General features: G+C 69.9%; 25 protein-coding genes and 1 pseudogene. 18 read left to right on the forward strand and 8 right to left on the reverse strand.

Going from position 1 to position 24,589, the window contains the following annotated elements; genetic code table 11:
* Positions 1-122 precede the first annotated feature (122 nt).
* The 8 genes from ACFYNU_RS35865 (at position 123) to ACFYNU_RS35900 (ending at position 7,179) form a co-directional block, all read left to right on the forward strand.
* On the forward strand, positions 123-782 hold the full coding sequence (locus ACFYNU_RS35865; protein WP_356597286.1) for an HAD family hydrolase: 660 nt from the start codon (positions 123-125) through the stop codon (positions 780-782).
* 43 nt (positions 783-825) lie between these two features.
* On the forward strand, positions 826-2,130 hold the full coding sequence (locus ACFYNU_RS35870; protein ID WP_356597288.1) for an MFS transporter: 1,305 nt from the start codon (positions 826-828) through the stop codon (positions 2,128-2,130).
* Positions 2,099-3,271: an acetoin utilization protein AcuC gene (locus tag ACFYNU_RS35875; protein WP_356597290.1), complete on the forward strand. Its 1,173-nt coding sequence runs from the start codon at positions 2,099-2,101 to the stop codon at positions 3,269-3,271. The genes ACFYNU_RS35870 and ACFYNU_RS35875 overlap by 32 nt, the downstream gene beginning before the upstream one ends.
* 101 nt (positions 3,272-3,372) lie before the next feature.
* A complete protein-coding gene (locus tag ACFYNU_RS35880; protein ID WP_356597292.1) occupies positions 3,373-4,188 on the forward strand; it encodes a phosphatase in 816 nt (271 codons plus the stop codon).
* Between the two features lie 128 nt (positions 4,189-4,316).
* Positions 4,317-4,529 (forward strand): helix-turn-helix domain-containing protein, encoded by a 213-nt coding sequence (locus tag ACFYNU_RS35885; protein WP_014046653.1) that lies wholly within the window; start codon positions 4,317-4,319, stop codon positions 4,527-4,529.
* 110 nt (positions 4,530-4,639) lie between these two features.
* Positions 4,640-4,738, forward strand: coding sequence for a 30S ribosomal protein bS22 (locus tag ACFYNU_RS35890; protein WP_003948845.1), 99 nt, complete (start codon positions 4,640-4,642; stop codon positions 4,736-4,738).
* Between the two features lie 265 nt (positions 4,739-5,003).
* Complete coding sequence (locus ACFYNU_RS35895) at positions 5,004-6,041, forward strand: NAD-dependent epimerase/dehydratase family protein (protein ID WP_356597294.1); 1,038 nt, start codon at positions 5,004-5,006, stop codon at positions 6,039-6,041.
* 1 nt (position 6,042) lies between these two features.
* On the forward strand, positions 6,043-7,179 hold the full coding sequence (locus ACFYNU_RS35900; RefSeq protein WP_356597296.1) for a lysophospholipid acyltransferase family protein: 1,137 nt from the start codon (positions 6,043-6,045) through the stop codon (positions 7,177-7,179).
* Positions 7,180-7,392: 213 nt separating this feature from the next.
* On the opposite strand, the gene ACFYNU_RS35905 is transcribed toward ACFYNU_RS35900, so the two are convergent.
* The 3 genes from ACFYNU_RS35905 to ACFYNU_RS35915 form a co-directional block, all read right to left on the reverse strand.
* The gene (locus ACFYNU_RS35905) at positions 7,393-8,607 is read right to left on the reverse strand and encodes a DUF5667 domain-containing protein (RefSeq protein WP_388768470.1); all 1,215 of its coding nucleotides are present in this window, start codon (positions 8,605-8,607) and stop codon (positions 7,393-7,395) included.
* Positions 8,608-8,822: 215 nt separating this feature from the next.
* Complete coding sequence (locus tag ACFYNU_RS35910) at positions 8,823-9,620, reverse strand: ECF subfamily RNA polymerase sigma factor, BldN family (protein WP_031230135.1); 798 nt, start codon at positions 9,618-9,620, stop codon at positions 8,823-8,825.
* A gap of 294 nt (positions 9,621-9,914) precedes the next feature.
* Positions 9,915-10,859 carry an HAD-IB family hydrolase gene (locus ACFYNU_RS35915; RefSeq protein WP_356596261.1) on the reverse strand — a complete coding sequence of 315 codons (945 nt, stop codon included), beginning with the start codon at positions 10,857-10,859 and terminating at the stop codon, positions 9,915-9,917.
* 149 nt (positions 10,860-11,008) lie between these two features.
* Here ACFYNU_RS35915 and ACFYNU_RS35920 point away from each other — a divergent pair, with 149 nt between their 5' ends.
* The 6 genes and pseudogenes from ACFYNU_RS35920 to hemB form a co-directional block, all read left to right on the forward strand.
* On the forward strand, positions 11,009-11,284 hold the full coding sequence (locus ACFYNU_RS35920) for a glutaredoxin family protein (protein ID WP_356596263.1): 276 nt from the start codon (positions 11,009-11,011) through the stop codon (positions 11,282-11,284).
* A 324-nt stretch (positions 11,285-11,608) separates the two neighbouring features.
* A complete protein-coding gene (locus ACFYNU_RS35925) occupies positions 11,609-12,373 on the forward strand; it encodes a redox-sensing transcriptional repressor Rex (RefSeq protein WP_069629975.1) in 765 nt (254 codons plus the stop codon).
* Positions 12,370-13,788, forward strand: coding sequence for a glutamyl-tRNA reductase (locus tag ACFYNU_RS35930; RefSeq protein ID WP_356596265.1), 1,419 nt, complete (start codon positions 12,370-12,372; stop codon positions 13,786-13,788). The genes ACFYNU_RS35925 and ACFYNU_RS35930 overlap by 4 nt, the downstream gene beginning before the upstream one ends.
* The gene (gene hemC / locus ACFYNU_RS35935) at positions 13,785-14,753 is read left to right on the forward strand and encodes a hydroxymethylbilane synthase (protein ID WP_356596267.1); all 969 of its coding nucleotides are present in this window, start codon (positions 13,785-13,787) and stop codon (positions 14,751-14,753) included. The genes ACFYNU_RS35930 and hemC overlap by 4 nt, the downstream gene beginning before the upstream one ends.
* Positions 14,750-16,405, forward strand: a complete 1,656-nt coding sequence (locus ACFYNU_RS35940) for a bifunctional uroporphyrinogen-III C-methyltransferase/uroporphyrinogen-III synthase (RefSeq protein ID WP_356596269.1) — start codon at positions 14,750-14,752, stop codon at positions 16,403-16,405. The genes hemC and ACFYNU_RS35940 overlap by 4 nt, the downstream gene beginning before the upstream one ends.
* A 96-nt stretch (positions 16,406-16,501) precedes the next feature.
* Positions 16,502-17,473 (forward strand): annotated as a pseudogene (hemB, locus tag ACFYNU_RS35945) (porphobilinogen synthase); the annotation flags it as partial.
* Between the two features lie 120 nt (positions 17,474-17,593).
* Here hemB and ACFYNU_RS35950 read toward each other — a convergent pair.
* Positions 17,594-18,313, reverse strand: coding sequence for a DUF4232 domain-containing protein (locus ACFYNU_RS35950; protein ID WP_356596273.1), 720 nt, complete (start codon positions 18,311-18,313; stop codon positions 17,594-17,596).
* Between the two features lie 317 nt (positions 18,314-18,630).
* On the opposite strand from ACFYNU_RS35950, the gene ACFYNU_RS35955 reads away from it, so the two are divergent.
* Positions 18,631-19,962: a helix-turn-helix transcriptional regulator gene (locus ACFYNU_RS35955; RefSeq protein ID WP_356596275.1), complete on the forward strand. Its 1,332-nt coding sequence runs from the start codon at positions 18,631-18,633 to the stop codon at positions 19,960-19,962.
* 159 nt (positions 19,963-20,121) lie between these two features.
* Positions 20,122-20,772 carry a DUF4232 domain-containing protein gene (locus ACFYNU_RS35960; RefSeq protein ID WP_388768475.1) on the forward strand — a complete coding sequence of 217 codons (651 nt, stop codon included), beginning with the start codon at positions 20,122-20,124 and terminating at the stop codon, positions 20,770-20,772.
* Positions 20,773-20,786: 14 nt separating this feature from the next.
* Here the strand turns inward: ACFYNU_RS35960 and ACFYNU_RS35965 are convergent, their stop codons facing one another.
* The 3 genes from ACFYNU_RS35965 to ACFYNU_RS35975 form a co-directional block, all read right to left on the reverse strand.
* The gene (locus ACFYNU_RS35965; protein ID WP_388768477.1) at positions 20,787-21,059 is read right to left on the reverse strand and encodes a hypothetical protein; all 273 of its coding nucleotides are present in this window, start codon (positions 21,057-21,059) and stop codon (positions 20,787-20,789) included.
* 132 nt (positions 21,060-21,191) lie between these two features.
* Positions 21,192-21,431, reverse strand: a complete 240-nt coding sequence (locus ACFYNU_RS35970) for a DUF397 domain-containing protein (RefSeq protein ID WP_356596277.1) — start codon at positions 21,429-21,431, stop codon at positions 21,192-21,194.
* Positions 21,415-22,254, reverse strand: a complete 840-nt coding sequence (locus ACFYNU_RS35975; protein ID WP_356596279.1) for a helix-turn-helix transcriptional regulator — start codon at positions 22,252-22,254, stop codon at positions 21,415-21,417. The genes ACFYNU_RS35970 and ACFYNU_RS35975 overlap by 17 nt, the downstream gene beginning before the upstream one ends.
* 113 nt (positions 22,255-22,367) lie before the next feature.
* Between ACFYNU_RS35975 and ACFYNU_RS35980 the strand changes: the two genes are divergently transcribed.
* Positions 22,368-22,763, forward strand: a complete 396-nt coding sequence (locus ACFYNU_RS35980; protein ID WP_356596281.1) for an ATP-binding protein — start codon at positions 22,368-22,370, stop codon at positions 22,761-22,763.
* A gap of 111 nt (positions 22,764-22,874) precedes the next feature.
* The gene (locus ACFYNU_RS35985) at positions 22,875-23,771 is read left to right on the forward strand and encodes a CDP-diacylglycerol diphosphatase (protein WP_356596283.1); all 897 of its coding nucleotides are present in this window, start codon (positions 22,875-22,877) and stop codon (positions 23,769-23,771) included.
* A 31-nt stretch (positions 23,772-23,802) separates the two neighbouring features.
* Here ACFYNU_RS35985 and ACFYNU_RS35990 read toward each other — a convergent pair whose 3' ends face one another.
* On the reverse strand, positions 23,803-24,585 hold the full coding sequence (locus ACFYNU_RS35990) for a DUF4253 domain-containing protein (protein ID WP_356596285.1): 783 nt from the start codon (positions 24,583-24,585) through the stop codon (positions 23,803-23,805).
* Between the last annotated feature and the right edge of the window lie 4 nt (positions 24,586-24,589).

Consider the following 24,589-nt stretch of genomic DNA (forward strand, 5'->3'; position numbering starts at 1 on the left):
GCAGGGGGGACCCTGTGGGAGAGTAGGACGCCGCCGAACAATCTTTGGCCTCAACCCCCGGACTGTGTCCGGGGGTTGAGGCATTTCTGCGTTCAGTTCAGGGGACGTTTACAGTCGGCCGTATGAGTAACGAATACGAACTGGTCATCTTCGACAACGACGGCGTCCTCGTCGACAGCGAGCCCCTTTCCAACACCATTCTCGCGGGCTATCTCACCGAGCTGGGTCATCCCACCACGTACGAGGATTCCCTGCGCGACTACATGGGCGCCGCCGTCCACCGGGTGCACGATCTCGTACGGGAGAGAACCGGGCAGCAGCTGCCCGCGGACTTCGACGACACCCTGCACCGCCGCGTCTTCGACGCGTTCGAGCGGGAGTTGGAGCCCGTGGCGGGTGTCACCGAGGTGCTGGAGAAGCTGACCGCCGACGGGCGGTCGTACTGTGTCGCGTCGTCCGGGAGCCATGAGCGGATCCGGGTGGGGCACCGTAAAACCGGGCTGGACCGGTGGTTCGGGCCCGGGATTGTCTTCAGCGCGCAGGATGTCGGGCGTGGCAAGCCGGCGCCCGATCTCTTCCTGCACGCCGCCGAGCGGATGGGTGTCTCTCCCGCGCGGTGTGTGGTCGTCGAGGACAGCCCGCTCGGGCTGGCCGCCGCGCGGGCGGCCGGGATGGATGTGTACGCGTTCACCGCGATGACCCCTGCCGAGAAGCTGCCGGGCGCGACCGCCTACTTCTCCTCCATGGCCGAGCTCGCCGAGCTTCCGGAACTGCTTGGCTGATCCATCTACCCCTCGGTAGCGCGGAGCCATACGCTGTCCGGCCATGAAGGACTCGACCGCCGAGCCGGTCAACCCAGACGCGCGGCTGAGACACGGACGGGTGTCCCTGGCTCTGAGCTTCTTCGTGCAGGGAGTCGCCTTCGCCCTGCTCGTCACGCGCATTCCGGCCATCCAGGACCGCTACGGGATATCCGACGCCCTGCTGCCGGTGTTCCTGGCGGCCGTGCCGATTCTCGCCGGCGTCGGCAGCGTCCTCACCGAGAGGATCGTCGTCCGGGTGCGGCCCCGTGTCGTACTGCGGTGGGCGCAGCCGCTCGTACTGCTCGCTCTCCTCGGCGTGGCCGCCGGTGACCAGGTGTGGCAACTCGCCGTGTCTCTCGGCGCGTTCGGGCTGGCGGTCGGTGCGCTCGACGCGTCGATGAACATGCTGGGTGTGCGCCTTCAGCGGGCGTACGGGCGCAGCATCATGCTCGGCTTCCACGCCACGTACAGCCTCGGAGGGATCGCCGGGGCCTCGCTCGCCTGGGCCGGTGCCCACTGGGATCTGTCCCTGCTGGTGTCGTATCTGCCGGTCGTCGTCGTGCTGCTGCCGGCCGCGCTCGTCGGAAGCCGCTGGTACACCGAAGCGAGTACCGAAGTGAGTACCGACGCGATTACCCCTGCGAGTACCGGCGCGGATACCCGTGCGAGTACCGGCGCGGACACCGAGAAGCCCGACTCCGTCCGCACCGGGATATCCGGAGCAAGCAGCGTCGCCTTCAAGGCCCTTCTGCCCCTCTGTCTCGTCATGACCTTCGCCTACATCGGCGACTCCACCGTCTCCAACTGGAGTGCCAAGTACCTCCAGGACGTCCTCGGCAGCTCCGACGAGGTCGCCACCGTCCCGTACAACGCCTACATGGTCACCACGCTCCTCGGCCGCGCCGCCGGAGACCTCGGGGTGCGGCGCTTCGGGCCCGTCGCCGTCGTGCGGTTCGGATCGCTGTTCGCCGCCGCCGGGTTCGCGGTGGTCGCGCTGGCGCCCGGCGCGTGGGTGGGGATCCTGGGGTTCACGATTCTCGGGTTCGGTCTCTGCGTCCTCGTGCCGCAGTGCTTCGCCGCCGCCGGCCGGATGTTTCCCGACGCCAGTGACGCGGCCGTCGCCCGGCTGAACATCTTCAACTACGTGGGCTTCCTGATCGGCTCGCCCCTCGTCGGCGCCCTCGGTGATGTGTGGAGCTACCGGGGCGCGATGCTCGTCCCGATGCTGATGATCCTCGTGACGCTCGTGTACGCCCGCTCGTTCGCGGACGGGAGCGCCCGATACGGTGGCGTGCATGACCGGTCGCGCGCAGCTGATGTGGGATGACGGCGTAACGGGCTACAACTTCGGGCCGAGCCACCCGATGGATCCGGTGCGTCTGTCGCTGACCAGGGAACTCGTACGCGCGTACGGGCTCGACAGCGAGGTCGACGTGGTGTCCGCGCCGTCCGCCGGGGCCTCCACGCTGAGACTCGTCCACCACGAGGACTACATCGACGCGGTACGGCGCTGCTCGGCCGATCCGAGGTCCGCGGACGGCTCCTACGGCGTCGGGACCGTGGACGATCCGGCTTTCGCCGGGATGCACGAGGCGTCCGCGCTGATCGCCGGGCAGTCGGTCGGCGCCGCCGAGGCGGTGTGGCGCGGCGCGACGCGGCACGCCGTGAACTTCGCCGGCGGTCTGCACCACGCGATGCCCGGTTCGGCCTCGGGGTTCTGTGTCTACAACGATGCGTCCCTCGCCGTCGCGCGGCTCCTGGAGCTGGGCGCGGAACGCGTGGCGTACGTGGACGTCGACGTGCACCACGGGGACGGCGTCCAGGCGGCGTTCTGGGACGACCCGCGCGTGCTGACGATCTCGCTGCACGAGCACCCCCGCACGCTCTTCCCGCAGACCGGCTGGCCCGAGGAGACGGGCGAGGGCGCGGGGGAGGGCTGTGCGGTCAATCTGCCGCTGCCCGCCGGGACCGGTGACGAGGGCTGGCTGCGGGCCTTCCACTCGGTCGTGCCCGAACTGCTGGCGGACTTCCGGCCGCAGGCGCTGGTGACCCAGCACGGGGCCGATACGCATTTCGAGGACCCCCTGGCGCATCTCGCGGTGTCGCTGGACGCGCAGCGCGCCGTGCAGGCGTCCTGTCACGACCTGGCGCACGAGTACGTGGACGAGGGCCGCTGGGTCGCGCTGGGCGGCGGCGGGTACTCGGTCGTGGACGTCGTGCCGCGCTCCTGGACCCATCTGGTGTCGATCGCGGCGCACGCACCCATCGATCCGGCGTCGGCGGTGCCGGAGGAGTGGCGCGACGAGGTTTTCGCCCGTACGCGTGAGTCCGCGCCGCGCCGGATGACGGACGGGCGTACGCCGGACTGGCGGTCGTGGGACGCGGGTTACGACCCGGCGGACCGGCTGGACCAGGCGATTCTCGCGACCCGCAAGGCGGTGTTCCCGTTGCGGGGGCTGCTGCCCTGACCCCGGCGGCGGTGCGCGCCATACGCCGGTTGTTACGCCAACTGTGCGGTGCCGCAACCGTTTTGGCCCCGGGGCCGCCTCCGTACGGGAGCATCGAAGCCGTGCTGAGTACCGGAACTCTACGGGCCCATCTGCTGGCCGCGAGACTGGCCGGCCCCGTGGCCACCACACGGGAGCAGAGCCTGCGCAGCTACCGGCTCTTCGCCGCCCGCGATCCGCGCGCGACGCTGGGGCTGACCCCCGAACGGGCCTGGTGCGAGCGGGACTTGCTGCGGCTGATGGCCGACCGGTGCGGGGTCTCGGGGGATCCGGCGCATGTCTCGGGCGGTGATGTCATCGACCCCGAACGGACGTTGAGCAGCCTCGACGCGTTCGCCGAGCGGCTGGGCGCCGCCGCCGTCCGCCGGGCTCCGGTGCTGTTCGGGACCGGGCATCCGCACCGGCTGATCGGCTTCTACGCGGGGCTGGCAGACGCTTTGTCGGCGGCGGGGTGCCTCGTCCTCACCCCGGCGAGGGGGCGATGTATCGACATAACGACCCGGTTCGGCGTACGCACGTACCACCTCGACTACGTACGAGGAGTTGCGTTGGTGCGGGAATCCGAAGCATCGCACGCGGGGAGTGAGACCGGCGCGCACACCCATTCTCCCCTCCCTGTTCGGGTCGCTCTGGACAGCGCGGCGGCGGCCGGCGGACCGCTGCCCGCGCTGGTCGTCGGGGACCACGGATGGGTCTGCGGGGCAGGTCAGTTGGGCATTGAGGCCATCGGTCTCGCCGACACCGACGACCCGGCGCTCTTCGTGGGCGAGGCGGAGGGCCGGGTGTCCGTCGTGGTTCCGGTTGATGACGGTGTGCGGTCCGATTACTACCGTCCGCTGACGCGCTATGTACTCAATCGAGCGCGTCTGTCACAGTAGGCGACCATGTGCTGCTCCTCTTCCCCACTCGTACCACCCGCCCCTAGTCTGGGGAGTGAGCGCACAGCGACGAAGAGTCACCGGAGGGGAAGCCGGTGGCCGTCGGGTGCGGAAGGTACAGGTGGGTCATGGCTGCTGGCAGCGAGAGGCCTCTCAATGAGGTCAAGTTCCTTACCGTGGCGGAAGTCGCCTCGGTGATGCGAGTGTCGAAGATGACCGTGTATCGATTGGTACACAGTGGTCATCTGCCGGCGATCCGGGTGGGCAGGTCATTCCGGGTTCCGGAGCAAGCGGTTCACGAGTATCTCCGCGAGTCTTTCGTGGGGGTCGAATCCGCCTGAGATTTCCCTCGGATTACGTCCCTCACTCGGCGACGGGTAGGCTGGGCCAACGTAGGTCGTGTGGGCCCAGACGCCCCGCACCGAGTGAAGAGAAGTGAGCGAGGGTAGTCGTGGGCTCTGTTATCAAGAAGCGGCGTAAGCGGATGGCCAAGAAGAAGCACCGCAAGCTGCTCAAGCGCACCCGCGTTCAGCGTCGTAACAAGAAGTAAGCGACAGCTGTACGTGACACCGCGGCCCTCCCACCACGCAGGTGGGAGGGCCGCGGTGCGTGCCGGCCCGGCGGACGTGCCCGACTCGCGGCCCGGTACGCGGCCCCCGTTCGGCGTCGGTTCGGGTCGGTTCAGGTCAAAGATTCGCGAAGGTGCGGAGAACTGCCCCGCGACGCGGTCACGCGGCTGTGGCGACCCGCTACGGTGACGCGGAGACAAGCAATGTGCTTGCACCAGACATCAAATTCAGGGGAAGGCGCTGATCTTGGGCAAGGTCGTGCTCGTGACCGGAGTGGCCCGCCAGCTCGGCAGTCGTCTCGTACGGAGAATCCTGCGGGACCCCGAGGTGGACCGGGTCATCGGTGTGGACGCCGTCACTCCCGAGCACAGTCTCGGCGGTGCCGATTTCGTACGGGCGGACATCCGCCAGCCCGCCATAGCGCGCGTCCTGGCCGAGCATTCCGTCGACACGGTCGTGCACATGGACGTGACGGGCACACCGCTCGGCGCCGGCGGCCGGACGGCCGTGAAAGAGACCAACGTCATCGGCACCATGCAACTCCTCGGCGCCTGCCAGAAGTCGCCCAGTGTCGAGCGCCTGGTCGTGAAGTCGAGCACGAGCGTGTACGGCTCCGCGCCCCGCGACCCGGCCGTCTTCACCGAGAACACCCCGCCCAAGTCGCTGCCCAGCGGCGGCTTCGCGAAGGACGCGGTGGAGGTCGAGGGGTACGTACGCGGGTTCGCGCGCCGTCGGCCCGACGTCGCCGTGTGCGTGCTGCGCTTCGCGAACATCCTCGGGCCCGCGGCGGATTCGCCGCTCGCCGAGTATCTGGCACTGCCCGTGCTGCCCACGGTCTTCGGCTACGACCCCCGGCTCCAGTTCGTCCACGAGGACGACGTCATCGACGTCCTGCGGATCGCCCTGCACGAGCCCCGGCGCGGCACGCTCAACAGCGGGACCTTCAACATCGCCGGGGACGGCGTGCTGTTGCTCTCGCAGTGCTCCCGGCGCCTCGGCAGGCCCACGGTGCCCGTGCTGCTGCCGGCCGTCACCTGGGTGGGCTCGGCGCTGCGCACGCTCGGCGTGACGGACTTCTCGCCGGAGCAGATCCGGCTGCTGACCCACGGCAGGGTCGTCAGTACGGATCAGATGCGCGAGACACTGGGGTTCGTACCCACGTACACGACGGCGGAGGCTTTCACGGACTTCGCACGTAGCAGGGGTGCCGGACTGTTGCCGCCCGCGGCTGTCGCCGACGCGGTCGACCGGTTCGCCACCCTCGTCAGCAAGGAGCGCATCTGACATGGCCGATGCCAAGGTGATCCCCTTCGGCGAAGAGCCCCGGTCACGGCGCGCGGCGAAGCGCGCACAGGGACGCGGCAAGTCGCCCGCATCCCCGTCCTCGGCCGCGGCCCCGGCACCGTCTCAGCCTCAGTCCCCGTCCCCGTCCCCGTCCTCATCCGGGCCGGGGCCCGGTCCGCACTCGCTCGCCTCCGTGCCCGATCAACCGGACGGGGTCGAGGACCGGATGGGCGCCGAGGAGACCGGCGCCGGTGGGGTGTCGGAGCCGCGACCCGAGACGGCGCCCCCGCCCGGCGACAGCCCCTGGGACCGGCGGATCGCGGAAGGCCTCGCCTTCCTGCGGCGCCGGGTCACCGGTGACTACGAGGTCGACGAGTTCGGGTACGACAAGGAACTCACCGACCAGGTCCTGATGTCGTTGATCCGCCCGCTCTACGAGAACTACTTCCGCGTCGAGGTGAAGGGCATCGAGAACATCCCCTCGGACGGCGGTGCCCTGGTGGTGTCCAACCACTCCGGCACCCTCCCGCTCGACGGGCTGATGATGCAGGTCGCCGTCCACGACAACCACCCCGCCGGCCGCCATCTGCGGCTGCTCGCGGCCGACCTGGTGTTCATGCTGCCGGTCGTCAACGAGCTGGCGCGCAAGGCCGGTCATACCCTGGCCTGCGCGGAGGACGCGGAACGGCTGCTTCAGCGCGGCGAGATCGTCGGCGTGATGCCGGAGGGCTTCAAGGGGCTCGGCAAGCCCTTCGGCGAGCGCTACAAGCTTCAGCGCTTCGGCCGGGGCGGGTTCGTCTCGACGGCCCTGCGGCACGGTGTGCCGATCGTGCCGTGCTCGATCGTCGGGGCGGAGGAGATCTACCCGATGATCGGCAACTCCAAGACGCTGGCTCGGCTGCTGGGATTCCCGTACTTCCCGATCACTCCGACGTTCCCGTGGCTCGGACCGCTGGGCGCGCTGCCGCTGCCGACGAAGTGGACGATCCAGTTCGGCGAGCCGATCCCCACGGACGGCTATCCGCCGGAGGCGGCCGAGGATCCGATGCTGATGTTCAACCTGACCGATCAGGTACGGGAGCAGATCCAGCACACGCTCTACAAGCTGCTCGTGCAGCGCCGCTCGGTCTTCTTCTGACCGCACGGCAGCACGACGCAGCAGCACAGCACAGCACACCAGAACAGCGGCACAGCAGAGAGGGGGGGGGGGGGGGGGCCCCCCCCCCGCGGGGGGGGGGGGGGCGGGGCGGCGGGGGCGGGGGGGCGGGGCGGGGGGGGCCCCCCCCCCCCCCCCCCCCGCCCCCCCCCCCCCCCCCCCCCCCGCCTCTCTGCTTCTGTCATGCCCTACGCGTCAGTCGGCCTTCTCCGTGTCGATGCCCAGCCCCGGCAGCAGACCGGGCAGCAGCGGCGGAAGCGTGACGTCCGGCGCCGGCGGAATGCCGCCCTGGCCGGGTGCCGACGGCGAGTCGTTGTCCGACGGCGGGTTGAGCAGATCGCCGGCGTCGCCCGGCAGCAGCCCGTCGTGCTCCGAGTCGCCGGGCCTCGACGGGCTCGGCTTCTCCCCGCTGTCCGGGCGCCCCTGGTCGGGGGCCGACTTCGACGGCGACGGGCTGTCGCCCTTGCCGTCGGAGCCGTTGGACTCCTTGGCGGGCCCGCCGGGATCCGGCGAGTGCCAGTCCTTGTCGGGCGTACGCGGCAGCAGCGACTGCAACGGCGCGACGTCTTCGTCTATGGCGTCGAACACCAGGTTGACCTGGCTTCCCACGTCGCTCAGCTGCGGTGGCAGCCGGTCCCGCAGGCCGTTCCAGATGGCGCGGTGCGATTCGGAGAACGAGGAGAGCGTCGCGATCGACTTGATCTTGCCGTCCTTCTCGTACGCCTGGTGCAGCAGCCGGTGGCCCTCGGTGGCGTCGTGCTTCATGCCGTTGAGCGCCCGGCGGATCTCGCCGAGCGATTCATGGTCCAGCGCGCCGGAGCGGCCACGCTCCAGCAGTCGGCGGGCCTCGCTCAGCCGGGTCGAGGCATGGTCGAGGTAGAGCCCGCCGCGGTCGGCGTCCTCGTCGGCCATGCCGAGCTTGAAGTCCTCCATGCCGCGCTTCAGCCCGTACAGCGAATCACCGGGCAGGGCGTCGGAACTGGCGGCTGCCACTCCGCCGAAGGCCCCCGCGGCCACACCGACGGTGAGTCCGCCGGCCGCGAGCCCCTTGGACCAGCGGGATCTGGGGCGGAGCTTGCGGAGCGGGGACGCCCGGTGGGCTCCCCTCCCCGATGTACGCCGCTGCTCGGGCACCGTGGTGCCCGTGGACGCGGCTCCGCCCGCCGTGCCCTCCAGCAGCATGGCCTCCATGGCTGCCACGAGCTGTGCCCGTTGCACCACTTTGACCTCTGGGTCCAGCGTGGGTCTCGGTAGCTCACCGAGACCGCTCGCCAGGGCCAACAGCCGCCCCTGCTCAGTCGGTTCGGCCGACGTGGCGGGCTGTTCCCCCGCCGCTCCCTGGGGTGTCCGGTCTTCCAGGGCCTGGGCGAAGGCGTTCGCCCGCCGGTGTGCCGAGACATTCGCGATCACTGGCGGCACCTCCTCTCGTCATGACGATCGACTCCCCTGGGGGTTCGGAAGGTTGCACGCCTTGAGCGCATCCACAGGGAGCCTGCATCCCGCACAACGAGCGTCGCGGCACTTGGGTTACGCGCGAAAGATGATCGGACCAGTGCGTCATCAGGGGCTCACCGAGGGTGAGTTGAACGGCGCACCGGATCCGTGGGGGGACCGGTGGCCGGCCGTCAGCGGGCGTCCTCCGGGAGCAGTCGCGCCAGCGTGCGCACGGCCCGGTACTGCAAGGTTTTGATCGCTCCTTCGTTCTTGCCCATGACCCGTGCCGTCTCGGCGACCGACAGCCCTTGCAGGAAGCGCAGGGTCACGCACTCCTGCTGCTGGGGGTTGAGTTTCCGTACGGCTTCGAGCAGCGCGGCGTTCGAGAGGGACTCAAGGACGGAGTCCTCCGGGCTGCGCTCGACCTCGTTGGCGTCGAGCATTTCGCCGGTGGTCACTTCGAGTCGGAACCGGCTCGATTTGAAGTGGTCGGCGACCAGGTTGCGAGCGATCGTGACCAGCCAGGCGCCGAAGTCGCGGCCCTGCCAGGTGAACGTGGAGATACGCCGCAGGGCGCGCAGGAAGGTCTCACTGGTGAGGTCCTCCGCGGTCGCCTTGCCGCCCACGCGGTAGTAGATGTAGCGGTAGACGGTGTCGCTGTACTGGTCGTACAGCCTGCCGAACGCTTCGGCCTCGCCGGCCTGGGCGCGCTCGACCAGCTCCATCATGCGGGCGCTGTCGCTGTCCGCCGTGGGGCGGCGGACAGGGGTGGAGGCGGCGGAGGTGCTGCTTCGGCTTCCCCGTCTGCCGACCGCCGCACCGCCGTTCGCCAGGGCATAGCAGGGACCAATCGGGCCGCTCACGGCAGGGGCCGCGGCGGCGTATGCGGGGACGGCGTACGCGGTGGGGACGAAGCCGCGCAAGCGGTCGATGACCGATGCGCGCAGCGTAGCCAGGCCCGAGGCGTCAACCCCGACGTGTGGGTACACGGGACTCCCAGAGGCAGAGCTTCCATCACGTTCAGTGCGGGACCTTTCACTCGTCGTGGCGACGTGTGGGGTCCGGTATGCGTCTGAGGAGAATAACGCTTCGTACAGGCAGCACTACACCCAGTTGCTCAAATCATCGATTACGTCGCTTCTGTTACGCCTATACGGCGAATCAAGTAGCACATCGTGAGCGGATATTGATCGATTGGCGTCACGATGTGTCAGCAGACGTGATCTGTTGTGCCTGAGTGCGTCAGCGGCCGGGTCCGGCGGCAGCGCGTTCGAGAGGGGCGGTCAGCGACGGCGGCGGTGCAGTGCCACCGCGGCGGCCGTGCCGCCCGCCAGCGCGCCGACCCCGGCCGCCGCGGGGATGCCGACCTTGGCCGCCTTGCGGCCCGTCCGGTAGTCGCGCAGCCGCCACTCGCGGTCCTTGGCGTGCTTGCGGAGCTTGGTGTCCGGGTTGATCGCGTACGGGTGTCCGACCAGCGACAGCATCGGGATGTCGTTGTGCGAGTCGCTGTACGCCGCGCAGCGGTCCAGGTCGAAGCCCTCGGCCGCGGCCAGCGCCCGTACCGCCTCGGCCTTCGCGGGGCCGTGCAGCGGCTCGCCGACGAGCTTGCCGGTGTAGACGCCGTCGACCGACTCGGCGACCGTGCCGAGCGCGCCGGTCAGCCCGAGGCGCCGGGCGATGATCGTGGCGGTCTCGACGGGCGCGGCGGTCACGAGCCAGACCTGCTGCCCGGCGTCGAGGTGCGCCTGGGCGAGGGTGCGGGTGCCGGGCCAGATGCGGTCGGCCATGTACTCGTCGTAGATCTCCTCGCCGATGGACATCAGCTCGGCGACCCGGTGGCCCTTGACGATGGACAGCGCGCTGTCCCGGGCGTCCTGCATGTGCTGCGGGTCCTCGACGCCGGCGAGCCGGAACCAGGTCTGCTGCCAGGCGAATCTGGCCAGTTCGCGGCGCTGGAAGAACTTCCGCTTGTACAGCCCGCGGCCGAAGTGGAAGATCGCGGCGCCCTGCATGACCGTGTTGTCCAGGTCGAAGAACGCCGCCGCGCGCGCGTCCCCGAAGACGGGGAAGTCGGGTACGGCGGGGTCGGCGATACCGCTCGGTGCCGCGCCGACGCCGTCGATCTCCTGCGACGACTTGAGTCCTGCCTCTGCTGCGGCCTCACCCGCGAGCACGCTCCGTGCTGTCGCGGAGCGCTTACGGGGGGTGAGCCATCCCAGTGCGGCCATAGCGTGAGCATAGTCAGTCTGTTCGGTACTTCCGGACTCGCCGGGGTGCCGTCGGTGTGAACTCTCCGGGAAGGTGCCGGGAAGGTGACGGGGAGAGCGGCCGGCGGGAGGTCGACAGGGGGGTCGGGGGACGACGGAGAATGGTCGGCATGAGCCCTCTTCTGCGCCGTACGAAGAAGAAACCCGCCGAGCGCGTGGTGACACTCGTCTCCAAACCCGGCTGTCATCTCTGTGACGACGCGCGCGCCGTCGTGGCCGAGGTGTGTGCCGAGACCGGGGCGTTCTGGGAGGAGAAGGACATCACGGTGGACGAAGAGCTGCACCGCGCCTACTGGGAGCAAATTCCGGTGGTGCTCGTGGACGGTGAACAGCACACCTTCTGGCGGGTGGACGCCGATCGGCTCCGCAAGGAACTGGGGACCTGACAGAAAGACGGTTACGATCGTGGGCGCTTTGCCGAGCTTTTTCCGCCAGGGCCGGGACGACCGGTCGGCGGCGGGCTCGACCGGAGCGGTCTCGGGGGCGTGGTCATGAGGAGTTGTGCTGTTTTGCCCCCATCATGGGTTCAACGGGGCGGTGCGGTCGGGGGTTCCAAGATCCCTCGTTCGGGTCGCGTGACCCCGGTCACTTTGCACGGACAAAGCGGACACAATCTTTGTGCACGCGTTCACAAAGGCATAACCTGCACAGGACGGGGCGGTCCTTGGACATACGGCCGCCTACAGCCCCGCTCATCCCGCAGGAGCACCGTGGCAACTGGCCGAACTCACCGACCGGCGACCCGTAGCCGAGGAATCCCCGAGGCCACGGTCGCCCGGCTTCCGCTGTATCTGCGGGCGCTCACCGCACTCTCCGAGCGCTCCGTACCCACTGTGTCGTCCGAGGAACTCGCCGTGGCCGCCGGGGTCAACTCCGCGAAGCTGCGCAAGGACTTCTCGTATCTCGGCTCCTACGGAACGCGCGGTGTCGGGTACGACGTCGAATACCTCGTCTACCAGATCTCCCGTGAACTCGGCCTCACCCAGGACTGGCCCGTCGTCATCGTCGGTATCGGCAACCTCGGCGCCGCGCTGGCCAATTACGGCGGATTCGCCTCCCGCGGCTTCCGCGTCGCCGCGCTGATCGACGCCGACCCCGAGATGGCCGGCAAGCCGGTCGCCGGGATGCCGGTCCAGCACACGGACGAGCTGGAGCGGATCATCAGCGACAACGGCGTCTCCATCGGGGTCATCGCGACCCCGGCGGGCGGTGCCCAGCAGGTCTGCGAGCGCCTCGTCGCCGCCGGGGTCACCTCGATCCTCAACTTCGCGCCGACCGTGCTGACCGTGCCCGACGGTGTGGACGTACGGAAGGTCGACCTCTCGATCGAGCTCCAGATCCTCGCCTTCCACGAGCAGCGCAAGGCCGGTGAGGAAGCCGCAGCCGCCGAGGCCGGCACACCGCCGCCGATCCGCTCCACCGCCGCGAGCCGGAAGGGACCCGACGGGGAAGTCCCCGCCGTGATGCCGGCATGAGTCTTCTGGTCATCGGTCTGAGCCACCGCAGCGCGCCCGTGAGCGTGCTGGACCGGGCTTCGCTGTCCCCGGACGGCCGGATCAAGCTCCTCCAGGACGCCCTCGCCGCCGAACCGGCGACCGAGGCGGCCGTACTCGCGACGTGCAACCGGATCGAGCTGTACGCGGACGTGGACAAGTTCCACGCGGGCGTCGCCGAGCTGTCCACGCTCCTCGCCCGGCACAGCGGCGTCGGCCTGGACGAGCTGACCCCCTATCTCTATGTGCACTACGAGGACCGCGCCGTCCACCACCTCTTCTCGGTGGCCTGCGGACTCGACTCGATGGTCGTCGGCGAGGGCCAGATCCTCGGCCAGATCAAGGACGCCCTCGCGGGCGGCCAGGAGCTGCACACCGCGGGACGCCTCCTCAACGACCTCTTCCAGCAGGCGCTGCGCGTCGGCAAGCGCGCCCACAGCGAGACCGGGATCGACCGGGCCGGGCAGTCGCTCGTCTCCTTCGGTCTCCAGCAGCTCGCGGACGGCGCGGACGTCCCCGGCTGGGCCGCGGGCCGCCGGGCGCTGGTGATCGGCGCCGGGTCGATGTCCTCGCTCGCCGCCGCGACACTCGCCCGCGCCGGGGTCGCCGAGATCGTCGTCGCCAACCGCACCGCCGCGCGCGCGGAGCGGCTGGTGGAGATCCTGAACGAGCCCGGCGGTACGGGAGTCAGGGCCCGCGCCGTCGAGATGGGCGCCGTGGACGGCGAGTTGACACGTGCCGACATCGTCGTCTCCTGCACCGGCTCCACCGGTCTCGTCCTGACCGCCGACGCCGTCGAGAAGGCCGTCGGCCGGGCCGACGGCGGCCGGGAACTCGCCCTTCTCGACCTCGCCATGCCCCGCGACATCGACGCGGCGGTCCACCGCCTCGCCGGCGCGCGGCTGATCGACATCGAGTCGCTGGCCGACGCGTCCGCCGACGCCCCGATGGCCGCCGACGTCGAGCAGGTCAAGCGCATCGTCACCGACGAGGTCGCGGCCTTCGGCGCCGCCCAGCGCGCCGCCCACATCACCCCGACCGTGGTCGCGCTGCGCGCCATGGCCGCCGATGTCGTCACCAACGAGATCACGCGCCTCGAAGGCCGGCTCCCCGGTCTCGACGAGCGGCAGCGCGCCGAGATCACCCAGGCCGTGCGCCGCGTCGTCGACAAACTGCTGCACGCCCCGACCGTGCGGGTGAAGCAGCTCGCCGGTGAGCCCGGCGGCGCCGGTTACGCGGACGCGCTGCGCGAACTCTTCGACCTCGACCCGCAGACGGTCGCCTCCGTCAGCAGGGCGGACCGGGGCGAGGCCGCCGCCGACCGGCACGAGACCGCCGGCCGCGGCGCACCCGTCGACCGGAACGTGGTCGACGTCAGGAACCGAGGGCTGGTATGACCGACAAGACACTGAGACTCGGGACCAGGCGCAGCAGGCTCGCCATGGCCCAGTCCGGGCAAGTGGCCGACGCCGTACGGGAGTTGACCGGGCGGCCGGTGGAGCTGGTCGAGATCACGACGTACGGCGACACCTCCCGTGAGCAGCTGTCCCAGATCGGCGGCACCGGCGTCTTCGTCACCGCGCTGCGCGACGCGCTGCTGCGCGGCGACGTGGACTTCGCCGTCCACTCGCTCAAGGACCTGCCCACGGCGCAGCCCGAGAATCTGACGCTGGCCGCCGTACCGCGCCGCGAGGACCCCAGGGACGTGCTCGTCGCACGCGACGGGCTGACCCTCGACACGCTGCCGCACGGCGCCAGGATCGGTACGGGCTCCCCGCGGCGTACGGCGCAGCTCAACGCGTATGCCCGGAGCCACGGCCTGCTCATAGAGACCGTGCCGATACGCGGGAACATCGACACCCGTATCGGCTACGTCCACGGGGGGCAGCTCGACGCCGTCGTGCTGGCCGCCGCTGGTATCAACCGCCTCGGCAGGACGGCCGAGGTGACCGACTTCCTGTCGGTCGACTCGGTCCTGCCGGCCCCCGGCCAGGGGGCACTCGCCGTCGAATGCGTGGCTTCCGATCCGGAACTCGCCGCCGCACTCGCCGGCCTCGACGATCCGCACACGCGGATCGCCGTCACCGCGGAACGTTCCCTGCTCGCCGCCCTGGAGGCCGGTTGCAGCGCACCTGTGGGTGCGCTGGCCGACCTGCTGGGCGACGGACAGGACGCGCGATTTGTCAACGAACTGCGCCTGCGTGGCGTCGTCGGCACGACCGACGGCTCGACGCTCGTGCAGTTGTCCATCACCGGTCCCGTACCCACGTCGCTCGGCGACGCCGTCGCGCTCGGTCGCGAACTCGCGTCCGAGATGCTCGCCAAGGGTGCGGCCGGTCTTATGGGGGAGCGAGCACTTTGAGCCCCATCGCCGACCATCCGGCCGTCTACGCCTCAGGGCACGTCACCTTCCTCGGTGCCGGACCCGGGGACCCGGGTCTGCTGACACTCCGCGCCGTCGAGGCGCTCGCGGGGGCGGAGGTACTGATCGCCGAGCCTGATGTGCTCGCTCTCGTACGCGCCCATGCGCGTGCGGGTGTGAGCACGCCTGAGCTGACGATTGTTGACGATGCGTCAACAGCCGCCGGTATCCCCGCGATCAGGGATGCCGTCAATCTTGTCATGGAGGCCGCGCGCGGCGGCAAGCGGGTCGTCCGTGCGGTGACCGGGGATCCCGGTCTCGACGGCGACACCGGCGCCGAGATGCTGGCGTGCGCCGCCGCGGGCATTCCCTTCGAGGTCGTGCCCGGTATCGCCGCCGCCGTGGGGGTCCCCGCGTACGCGGGTGTGCCGCTGCGGGACGCGCAGGGCACGGATGTCCGGTTCGTCGACAGCCGTACCGCCGGCGAGCGCTGCTGGACCGAACTCGGCGCCAGCGACGGCACGGTGGTCGTCTCGGCGACCCTCGACACGGTCGCCGCGACCGCCGGGGAGTTCGTCGCCGCGGGCCGCAAGCCGGACACGCCGATGACGGTCACCGTCGCCGGTACGACGACCCGGCAGCGCACCTGGTCCGCGACGCTCGGCACGATCGCGCTGACGCTGAAGCAGGCGAAGGTCCTGCCGTCGGCGGCCGGGCATCAGCCGGTCATAGCCGTGGTCGGGGAGCGCAGCGCGCCCGCGCAACGTGACCAGCTCGCGTGGTTCGAGTCGAAGCAGCTGTTCGGCTGGAAGGTGCTCGTCCCGCGTACGAAGGAGCAGGCCGCCTCGCTCTCCGACCAGCTTCGGTCGTACGGCGCCGTACCGCACGAGGTCCCGACCATCGCGGTCGAACCGCCGCGTACGCCCCAGCAGATGGAGCGCGCGGTCAAGGGGCTCGTCACCGGGCGCTACGAGTGGATCGCCTTCACGTCGGTCAACGCGGTGAAGGCCGTCAGGGAGAAGTTCGAGGAGTACGGGCTCGACGCCCGTGCCTTCGCGGGGATCAAGGTCGCCGCGGTCGGCGAGCAGACCGCCGCCGCGCTGGTCGACTTCGGTGTCAAGCCGGACCTGGTGCCCAGCGGTGAGCAGTCGGCCGCCGGTCTCCTGGAGGACTGGCCGCCGTACGACCCGGTCTTCGACCCGATCGACCGGGTGTTCCTGCCGCGGGCCGACATCGCCACGGAGACGCTGGTCGCCGGGCTGATCGAGCTTGGCTGGGAGGTGGACGACGTCACGGCCTACCGGACCGTGCGCGCGTCGCCGCCGCCCGCCGAGACGCGTGAGGCCATCAAGGGCGGGGGCTTCGACGCGGTGATGTTCACCTCGTCGTCCACCGTGCGGAATCTGGTCGGTATCGCGGGCAAGCCGCACAACGTGACCGTCATCGCCTGTATCGGCCCGGCGACCGCCAAGACGGCGGAGGAGCACGGGCTGCGGGTGGACGTGCTGTCGCCGGAGCCCTCGGTGCACAAGCTCGCCGAGGCGCTGGCCGCGTTCGGCGCGCAGCGCCGGGAGGCGGCGCGGGAGGCCGGGGAGACGGTCACCCGGCCGAGCGAGCGGCGGCCGGGGTCGAGGCGGCGGCGTACGACGTAGGGGTTCGGCGGGGTCCGAGGGGGGCCGTCCGCGCGCGGGAGCGAGGCGTAGCGTGGACGGGGACGACAGCTCTTTCGGACCATGAGGCGACTCACCATGACTGTGTACGGTTCCTTCCCCGGTGCCCGGCCCCGCCGGCTGCGGACGACTCCCGCGATGCGGCGCATGGTCGCCGAGACGCGGCTGCACCCGTCCGATCTGATCCTGCCCGCGTTCGTGCGGGAGGGTGCCGGTGAGCCGGTGGCCATCTCGGCGATGCCCGGGGTCGTGCAGCACAGCCTGGACACGCTGCGGAAGGCGGCGGTCGAGGCCGTGTCCGTCGGTGTCTCCGGGATCATGCTGTTCGGCGTGCCGGAGGACGCGAAGAAGGACGCGGTCGGGACGGCCGGGACCGATCCGGACGGAATCCTCCAGGTGGCGCTCCGGGCGGTCCGCGAGGAGGTCGGTGACGATCTGGTGATCATGTCCGACCTGTGTCTGGACGAGTACACCGACCACGGCCACTGCGGGGTGCTCGACGCCGAGGGGCGCGTCGACAACGACGCGACGCTGGAGCGGTACGCGGAGATGGCCCAGGTGCAGGCCGACGCGGGCGCCCATGTGCTGGGCACCAGCGGGATGATGGACGGCCAGGTCGGGGTGGCCCGCGACGCGCTGGACACCATCGGCAAGGAGGACGTGGGCATCCTGGCGTACGCGGTGAAGTACTCGTCCGCGTTCTACGGCCCGTTCCGGGAGGCCGTCGGCTCCTCGCTGACGGGTGACCGCAAGACGTACCAACAGGATTCGGCCAATGTGCGGGAATCCATGCGGGAGTTGGCGCTGGACCTCGAAGAGGGCGCCGACATGGTGATGGTGAAGCCAGCCGGGCCGTATCTGGATGTGCTGGCGCGGGTCGCCGCCGAGGTGTCCGTGCCCGTGGCCGCGTACCAGATCAGTGGTGAGTTCGCGATGATCGAGGCGGCGGCCGAGAAGGGCTGGATCGACCGGGACAAGGCGATCATGGAGAGCCTGACCGGGATCAAGCGGGCCGGCGCGAAGATGATCCTCACGTACTGGGCGACGGAGGTGGGGGGGGGGGGGGGGGGGGGGGCCCCCCCCCCCCGGCCGGGGGGGGGGGGGGGGGGGGGGGGGGGGGGCGCCCCCCCCCCGCCACCGGTCCGGCTCGGACCTGTCGGTCCTGATGGGCTACCAGATGAGGGCGTCCGCCATGGTCGACTGCCAGTAGGAGACCGACGTGGTGTCGGAGACCATCGTCCCCTTCGGGAGGGTGAGGTTCGCGGGCGAGCCCACCGAGCCCTGGTTCGAGCGGCCCGCGAAGTTGACGCTGAGCTTGTACGCCGCGATGTCCGGGGAGCCGTCGCCGCCCAGGGAGATCGAGGCGTAGGCGGACTCGCCGGGTGCCAGGGTGACGACGGCCTGCGGCTTGCTGTTCTCGTTGATCTGGGTGACGGCCTGGGCCTCGTCGAAGCCGAGGAGAGGCGCGTAGTAGGCGTCGCAGTTGGTCTTGCCGGTGTTGGTCGCGGTCACCAGCAGGTGGTTGATGGGCCGGGTGACGTCGGTGACGGTGACCTTGGTGTTCTTCCCGGTGCAGGTGGTGCGGGCGTCGCTCGTGTTGCTGCTGTCGCCGGACTTGTCGGCGCTCTTGTTGCCGCCGCTGTTGTTGTTGCTGCTGTTGTTGCCGGCGGTCTGCGCGTTCCGGTCGGTGGAGTCCTGGGGCTTGTCGGTCGCCCCGGCCGGCTTGGACGTCGAGTCGTCCTTCGGCGTGGAGGTGGACGCGACCGTCTGTGTGTCGGGCTTCTGAGCGGCGCCGTCCGCGTCGCCCTGTCCGCAGGCGGTGAGGGCGAGAGCGGCCACGAGGGCGGTGGTGGCGGCGGAGGCGGCGGAGCGGAATCGAAGGTTACGCATGAGTTCTGTCTCCCGTTGTGGTGGTGCGTTCAGTGGCGGTTGATGAGCACGAGCAGCACGGCTGTGCAGGCGATGAGTACGCAGACGGCCACGGCATCTACGAGGTCGTCGCGGTTCCGAGTGCGGATCGCTCCTCCTCGTTCGGCGGGTGCTGCACTCACCTTGCGGGGCGGCTGGAAGTGGCCGCAATCGGCAAGGGACAATGGGGGAAGCTGGGACGCTCACACGGCAGTGACCTGCGGGAACAGTGTTTCCCTGGGACGCGTTCCTGGAACGGCCGCGCACCTGTGGCAGATGCATCTGGAGGGGAACCCCGAGTGGCGACCACCGAGGCCAAGGCTTTCGCCGAACTGCTCACCGAGCTGAAGGAGCGTTCGGGACAGAGCTACGGCGCGCTCGCCGCGAAGCTCCATGTCAGTACGTCCACCCTGCACCGCTACTGCAACGGCGACGCCGTGCCGGCCGAGTTCGCGGTGGCGGAGCGGTTCGGGCGGCTCTGCGGGGCGAAGGGCGAGGAGTTCGTGGAGCTGCACCGGCGGTGGATCCTCGCGGACGAGGCGCGCCGACGGTCCCGGTCGGCGGCGGCGCCGTCGGCCGCTGCTGCTGCCCCTGCCGCCGAGTCTGCCGCTGCTTCTGCTTCTGCTTCTACCTCTGCCTCTGCCTCGGTGGACGACCGGGCCGACGAGAGCCCGGCGGCCGAACCTGATGTGCCGACCGCCGACCCGCCCCCCTCGCGGCCCAGGAAGCGGCTGTACGTCACGCTCGCCGCCGCGGCGGTCGTCGTGGCCGTCGCCGTACCGGCCGTCATCTTCGGACCGCTGAACGATTCCTCGACCGACCGCTCGTCCGTCGCCTCGGAAGTCTCGGAGGGCGTCGAGTCGAAGTCGCCCTCCCCCTCCTCCTCTCCGTCGGTATCACCGTCTTCCAAGAAGTCGCCCTCGCCCAAAGCCTCTCCCTCGGACCGGGCGACTCCCACGGGCAAGGGGAACGGGGGCGGCGACACCGGGGGTGGAAAGGGAGCGGTCGGCGGGGTGCCGGTGAAGGTGAGTACCAAGCCGTACGCCTTCGAGGACCCCTGCACGCAGCACTACCTTGTGGACCGCCCCGCGACGAGGGTCCCCCCGCCCCCCAACGAGCCGGACGCGCCCGGCTGGGTCGCCGCGCTCGGCGCGGTCTCCAGCGGCAGCCAGTTCATCGAACTGGCCGTCCAGGGCACCGGGGCCGAGACCGTCGTACTCAAGGGCCTGAACGTCCGTGTGGTGGGGAGCGAGGCGCCGCTCGCCTGGAACGACTTCGCCACGGGTGTCGGCTGCGGCGGCGGTGTGACGACCAGGGCGTTCGCGGTCGACCTGGACGCGGGCCGCCCCACTGTCGTCACGAAGGGCGGGCAGCGGGACTTCCCCTACAAGGTGAGCGAGTCCGACCCGGAGGTCTTCCAGATCAGCGCGAACGCCTCGGCGCGTTATGTCAGTTGGTATCTGGAGCTGGAGTGGTCCAGCGGCGGACGCGAGGGCACCCTGCGCATCGACGACCAGGGGCAGCCGTTCCGTACGAGCGGTGCGAAGGGGCGGCCGTCGTACAACTACCCCTTGGGCGGCGACTCGAAGTGGGAGACGGCGCCCGTGGAGGACCCGGACCAGTACCCGTAATGGCCCTTGACCTGGGGCTGTTACAAATCCAGTGCCGTTTCTCCGGAACCCGTCCGCTGAAACGGAACCCGGACATTCACAGGATCATTTGAAGATCGACCCGGTCCTAGTGTCGTCGGTGTCAGCAGGAAACACCGCAACCGACAGCCGCTGGAGATCATGATGCGTTCGCGTCTCGCCGCCCGTTCCGCCCGTCTCGTCCTGGCCGGCGTGGCCGTGGCGGCCCTCGCCGCCACCACCACCGCGTGCGGTCCGGAAGAGGTCACGGACAGCGGCAGCTCCGCGGCCCCCTCCGCCGTCGCCACGGACGGCAGCGAAGAGAGCGCCGGGAGCGACAAGAGCGACGACGCCGGCGGCTCCAACGACACGTCCGACTCCGCCGGTGGCGACAAGAGCGGCTACGGGCAGGTCTGTGGCGCCAACGACCTTGAGTTCTCGGTCACCTCGGAAACCCAGGCCGGCGGCTACTACCTCGTCACCGCCAAGGCCAAGTCCGGCATCACGTGCACGCTGGAGGAGAACACCCCCGTCGTGTCCTTCGGTTCGGACGCCGAGAACGTCGCCTCCCCCGTCGGGCAGGGTGGCGCGGACCCCATCGAGCTGAGCGGCTCCGCCGTGGCGTACACCGGTATCAGCCCCAAGACCACCAACAGCGACGGTGGCGTGGAGTTCGAGAGCGTCATTCTCTCCACCACCGAGGGGGACCCCAACCCCGCCGAGATTCAGCTCCCCGACACCGCCACCGTCGAGAAGCCCATCGTCACCAACTGGTCCACGGACTCCTCCGAGACCGTCCCCGTCATCGTCTGACGCACGGGACCGCCTCAGGGGCTGTCGGCCGCCTCGGGCGCTTCGGCCGGCTCGGGTGCCTCGGCCGGTTCGGCCGGCTCCGCTCCCTCGTTCATGTGCGTCTCACCGAGGATCGTGGCGTGTTCCAGCACGTCCTCGGCAGGGTCGTCGATCTGGCCGATCGAGAGCAGCGTGAAGCCGCCGTTGTGTGAATTCGTGTGGGTCTCGTCGGCGGCGGCGCCGGTGGCGGGGAGTAAGGCGGCAAGCACCGCCGTGCCGAGGACGGTCAGGGTGTGGGTGGCTTTCATCTGGTGGTGGCCCGTCTGCTCGTCGTAGTCCTCATGATCCGGTCTGTCTATTGCGCAGACCGGGTCCAGAAGTCACGGCCAACGGCGTGTGTCGGGGCGGGATTCACCTGACCGGCGCAGTGGGCGCGACGGTCAGCGGACAACGTCCGACGTGAAGGCCGCCCAGGCGGCGGGGGTGAGGGTGAGCATCGGTCCGTCGGTGACCTTGGAGTCCCGGACATGCACGGCGGCGGGGTGAGCGGCGACCTCGACGCAGGCGCCGCCTTCGCTGCCGCTGTAGCTCGACTTGTGCCAGTCGTAGGCGACTTCGAGGCAGTTGCCGCCTTCGCTGCCGCTGTACTTGGACTTGAACCACTCAAGTGGCGTCTTCATTGCTCTCCCCTAGCAGCCGGTCCAACAGGCCTCTGGAGTGCTCCGTGTTGAGGGCCTGAGTCCGCAGCATCGCATATTTGCACGCCAGGATGCTGACCTCATCCGGGTCCTCGACGAAGAGGCTGCCCCGCTGTGTCTCGACATAGGCGAGGTGCTGATGATCGGCTGTCTCCAGCAGAACGAACGGTCCGTCGAGTCCCGCGTGGGTGCCCCGGCCGAACGGCATGATCTGGAGCGTGAGCCCCGGAAGATCGGCGCTCTCCCGGAGATGGCGAAGCTGCTCCTTGAACACGGCGGGGGAGCCGAGCCGGTCCTTGAGAACGCCTTCGCCGATCAGGAAGCTGCATGTCGGCGGGACCTTGCGGTGCAGGATGTGCTGGCGTTCGATGCGTCCGCCGACGCGGGTGTTGATCTCGTCATCGCTGAAAGCGGGCACCCTGCTGCGGAAGACCGCTCGCGCGTAATTCTCGGTCTGGAGCAGGCCCGGCACCACCTGGTTCTCGTACCAGGAGATCGTGATCGCCTCCTGCTCCTGGTCGATGAACGCCGCCGCCCACGCCGGATACCGGTCGATCTCCGGCATGTTCTCCACCGCCGTCTCCAACGCCCCCTTCGTCTCCAGCACTTGATCCAGCAGAACTGCCAGATCGAGCTTCAGGGGCCGTCGGCCCTGCTCCACCGACGCGATCGTCTCCGTGTGTACGCAGGCGCGCGCAGCGAGTTGACTCTGCGTCAGGCCCGCGACCTCCCGGAAGAGGGCGACCAGCGACCCCACGAGCTTCATCGCGGACGCGTTCTTCCGTCGTCGTTTTCTGGATTGCATGCCTGTCCAACTCCCCGTCCCCGTACGTACGTCACGCCCGCACCGCCCGTACGAAATCTTTGTACGGGTGCGCGTACTGCTACAGCGTAATCACGGGCAGTGACAATCGTCTCGTGAATGAGACGAATCCACCCACCGTCCAGCGCGAGCGTTTCTACCGCCGCGAACGCCGATCCGTGCCCGCCGCCAGGCAGTTCGTACGGGAGGCGGTGATCGACTGGGCCCTCGGCGACCGGCTCGACGACGCCTTGCTGTGCGTGAGCGAGCTGGCGACCAACGCCCTGGTGCACGGAGTTCCGCCGGGGCGCGGGTACCGGTTGCAGTTGTCGTTGCTCGCGGACGGGGTGTTCCGTATCGAGGTGCACGACAGCGGTGACGGGCGGCCGAGTGTCCGTGAGCCGTACGGGGAGTCCGGGCGCGGGCTCATGCTGGTCGCCGCTCTCGCGGACAAATGGGGGGTGGGGGAGCGTGATCCCGGAAAGATCGTGTGGTGCGAATTCGTGATCTGACCGGGTGACATTCCCGCAATTCGGATCTTTCCGGGATGCGGCCCCGCCTACCCTGACTCTCGCTCATGGCCGGTCAATCCAAGCCGCGGTCATCACCCCGGGAGATCACGCATGAATGACCCCACGAATTCGCATGCGATGCCTCGGCGTCAATTCGTCTCGCTCTCCGCCATCGGTACGGCGGCGCTCCTGGCCGGCGGAGGAGCGGCCGGGAGTCCGGCCGTGGCGGCCGGGCCGGTGGGCGGTGACCCCGCGCCCGGCGCGTGCCTCACCCCGCCGCCTCCCGGGGGCGCGAACCCCTGTCCCCCCGCCGCTCTTCAGTCCCTCTGCGGCAGCCCCGCCGACAACGATCCGCTGTGGAGGGACGTCCAGTCCTGTACGGGAGGCAATCCCGGGCCCAACTGCCTCAATGTGACGCAGAATTACGTCGTGCTGCACGGCAGGCCCGAGACGCAGCACAATTATCTGCTGCTTCCCACGTGTCGGATCAAGGGCATCGAATGCCCCTTCATCTCGACCTCGGCGGCGGCGAATTACTGGAGCGACGCCTGGGAGAACGCGAGGAGCACGGGAAGCGTTCCCGTGCGCTACCCCAATATCGGATTGGGGATCAACTCGCAGATCGCCCGGCGGCTGAACCAGTTGCACATCCATATGGCCGGTGTCCGGCCGAGCACACAGCGGCGGCTGCAAGACCTCGAAACGATGAACCGCCTCGCCACCCAGCCCGCGCAGTGGGCCTCCCCGCAGTACCAGGTGGCCGTCACGGGCTCCGGGGGCGACCGTACGTACAGGGCCCTCAGGCTGCCCAACCTCTCGCAGAATCTGTTCACGCTGCTGTCCCGGTACGTGGTGGCGCCGAACGGGCTGGACATGGGGAATCAGACGCTGGTCGTGGTGCCGAAGATGAACGCCGCCGGGTTCGCCGGGGCTTTCTACGTCCTCAACAGCGATTCCTCGCTCCACGACGGTACGAGCACGTGCGACCACCTGCTCGTCTACAGCTGACCCGATCCGGGGACCGGGCCCCGGGGCCCGGTCAGTCCCACCAGAACGTCCAGGCCGGCTGATCCAGCACCTGGTTCGTCGCGTACGCCGCCAGGGTGGTGTGGCGGCCCTGGTGGATGTTGTCCGGGCAGAACGCGAAGTGCTCCGCCGCGACCGCCTCTGCCTCCTCCTGGGTCGTCGGCGGGGCGGCCACGGAGACCACCAACTGGTCGAAGGTGAGCGCCACCACCCGTATCCCGAAGCGGTCCTCCCACGACCGCAGCACCGCGCACAGCCGGGCCACGTCACCCTCGTGATTCACCGGGCCCAGCCAGCCGACGGCCGCCGGTATGTCCGCGCTGCGCCGGGCCGGGACCAGGGCCACCCGGGCGCCGTGCAGCCAACTGCCCTCGTCGGTGAGGATGGAGGCGACCTCGGCGGCCTCCTTGTCCGGGTCGGCCGACGACGTCAGCGGGCCTGCCAGGCCCGGCCACTCGTCCTCCTCCGTCAGCCCCTCCCAGGACTCCGCGAGGACGTCCTCCGCGTCGTGGTCCCCCGGATACGACGCGGAGTCCGGGCTCAGCTCCCAGTCCTCCGGCCACTCCTTGCGGTGGCCGCCGTGGACCAGCAGCGGATGCAGCCCGGCCCTGCGGGCGGGCAGCAGGTCGGCCCAGGCCCGGTGGGACGCCGGCTCGTCCGCGTACCACAGAAGCGGTTCGTGCCAGGTCCCGTCGATGGTCGCGTCGACCAGCTTGCCGGGGGGCAGTTGGAGCCCGATCGACCGTCCCGTGGGGTCGGCGGCCAGGGCGGGCAGGGGGTTGGGGAGCGTCGCCATGCAG

Source organism: Streptomyces sp. NPDC006643, assembly GCF_042870175.1.
Classification (GTDB): Bacteria; Actinomycetota; Actinomycetes; order Streptomycetales; family Streptomycetaceae; genus Streptomyces.

Bases quoted from the DNA above. Each gene is read 5' to 3' on its own strand.
- hemC (WP_356596267.1), top strand. From the start codon at position 13,785: ATGACCGACAAGACACTGAGACTCGGGACCAGGCGCAGCAGGCTCGCC.
- ACFYNU_RS35915 (WP_356596261.1), bottom strand. From the start codon at position 10,859: ATGGCCGCACTGGGATGGCTCACCCCCCGTAAGCGCTCCGCGACAGCA.
- ACFYNU_RS35975 (WP_356596279.1), bottom strand. From the start codon at position 22,254: ATGCAATCCAGAAAACGACGACGGAAGAACGCGTCCGCGATGAAGCTC.
- ACFYNU_RS35920 (WP_356596263.1), top strand. From the start codon at position 11,009: ATGAGCCCTCTTCTGCGCCGTACGAAGAAGAAACCCGCCGAGCGCGTG.
- ACFYNU_RS35985 (WP_356596283.1), top strand. From the start codon at position 22,875: ATGAATGACCCCACGAATTCGCATGCGATGCCTCGGCGTCAATTCGTC.
- ACFYNU_RS35870 (WP_356597288.1), top strand. From the start codon at position 826: ATGAAGGACTCGACCGCCGAGCCGGTCAACCCAGACGCGCGGCTGAGA.
- ACFYNU_RS35865 (WP_356597286.1), top strand. From the start codon at position 123: ATGAGTAACGAATACGAACTGGTCATCTTCGACAACGACGGCGTCCTC.
- ACFYNU_RS35930 (WP_356596265.1), top strand. From the start codon at position 12,370: ATGAGTCTTCTGGTCATCGGTCTGAGCCACCGCAGCGCGCCCGTGAGC.
- ACFYNU_RS35875 (WP_356597290.1), top strand. From the start codon at position 2,099: ATGACCGGTCGCGCGCAGCTGATGTGGGATGACGGCGTAACGGGCTAC.
- ACFYNU_RS35900 (WP_356597296.1), top strand. From the start codon at position 6,043: ATGGCCGATGCCAAGGTGATCCCCTTCGGCGAAGAGCCCCGGTCACGG.
- ACFYNU_RS35990 (WP_356596285.1), bottom strand. From the start codon at position 24,585: ATGGCGACGCTCCCCAACCCCCTGCCCGCCCTGGCCGCCGACCCCACG.
- ACFYNU_RS35960 (WP_388768475.1), top strand. From the start codon at position 20,122: ATGATGCGTTCGCGTCTCGCCGCCCGTTCCGCCCGTCTCGTCCTGGCC.
- ACFYNU_RS35965 (WP_388768477.1), bottom strand. From the start codon at position 21,059: ATGAAAGCCACCCACACCCTGACCGTCCTCGGCACGGCGGTGCTTGCC.
- ACFYNU_RS35885 (WP_014046653.1), top strand. From the start codon at position 4,317: ATGGCTGCTGGCAGCGAGAGGCCTCTCAATGAGGTCAAGTTCCTTACC.
- ACFYNU_RS35970 (WP_356596277.1), bottom strand. From the start codon at position 21,431: ATGAAGACGCCACTTGAGTGGTTCAAGTCCAAGTACAGCGGCAGCGAA.
- ACFYNU_RS35950 (WP_356596273.1), bottom strand. From the start codon at position 18,313: ATGCGTAACCTTCGATTCCGCTCCGCCGCCTCCGCCGCCACCACCGCC.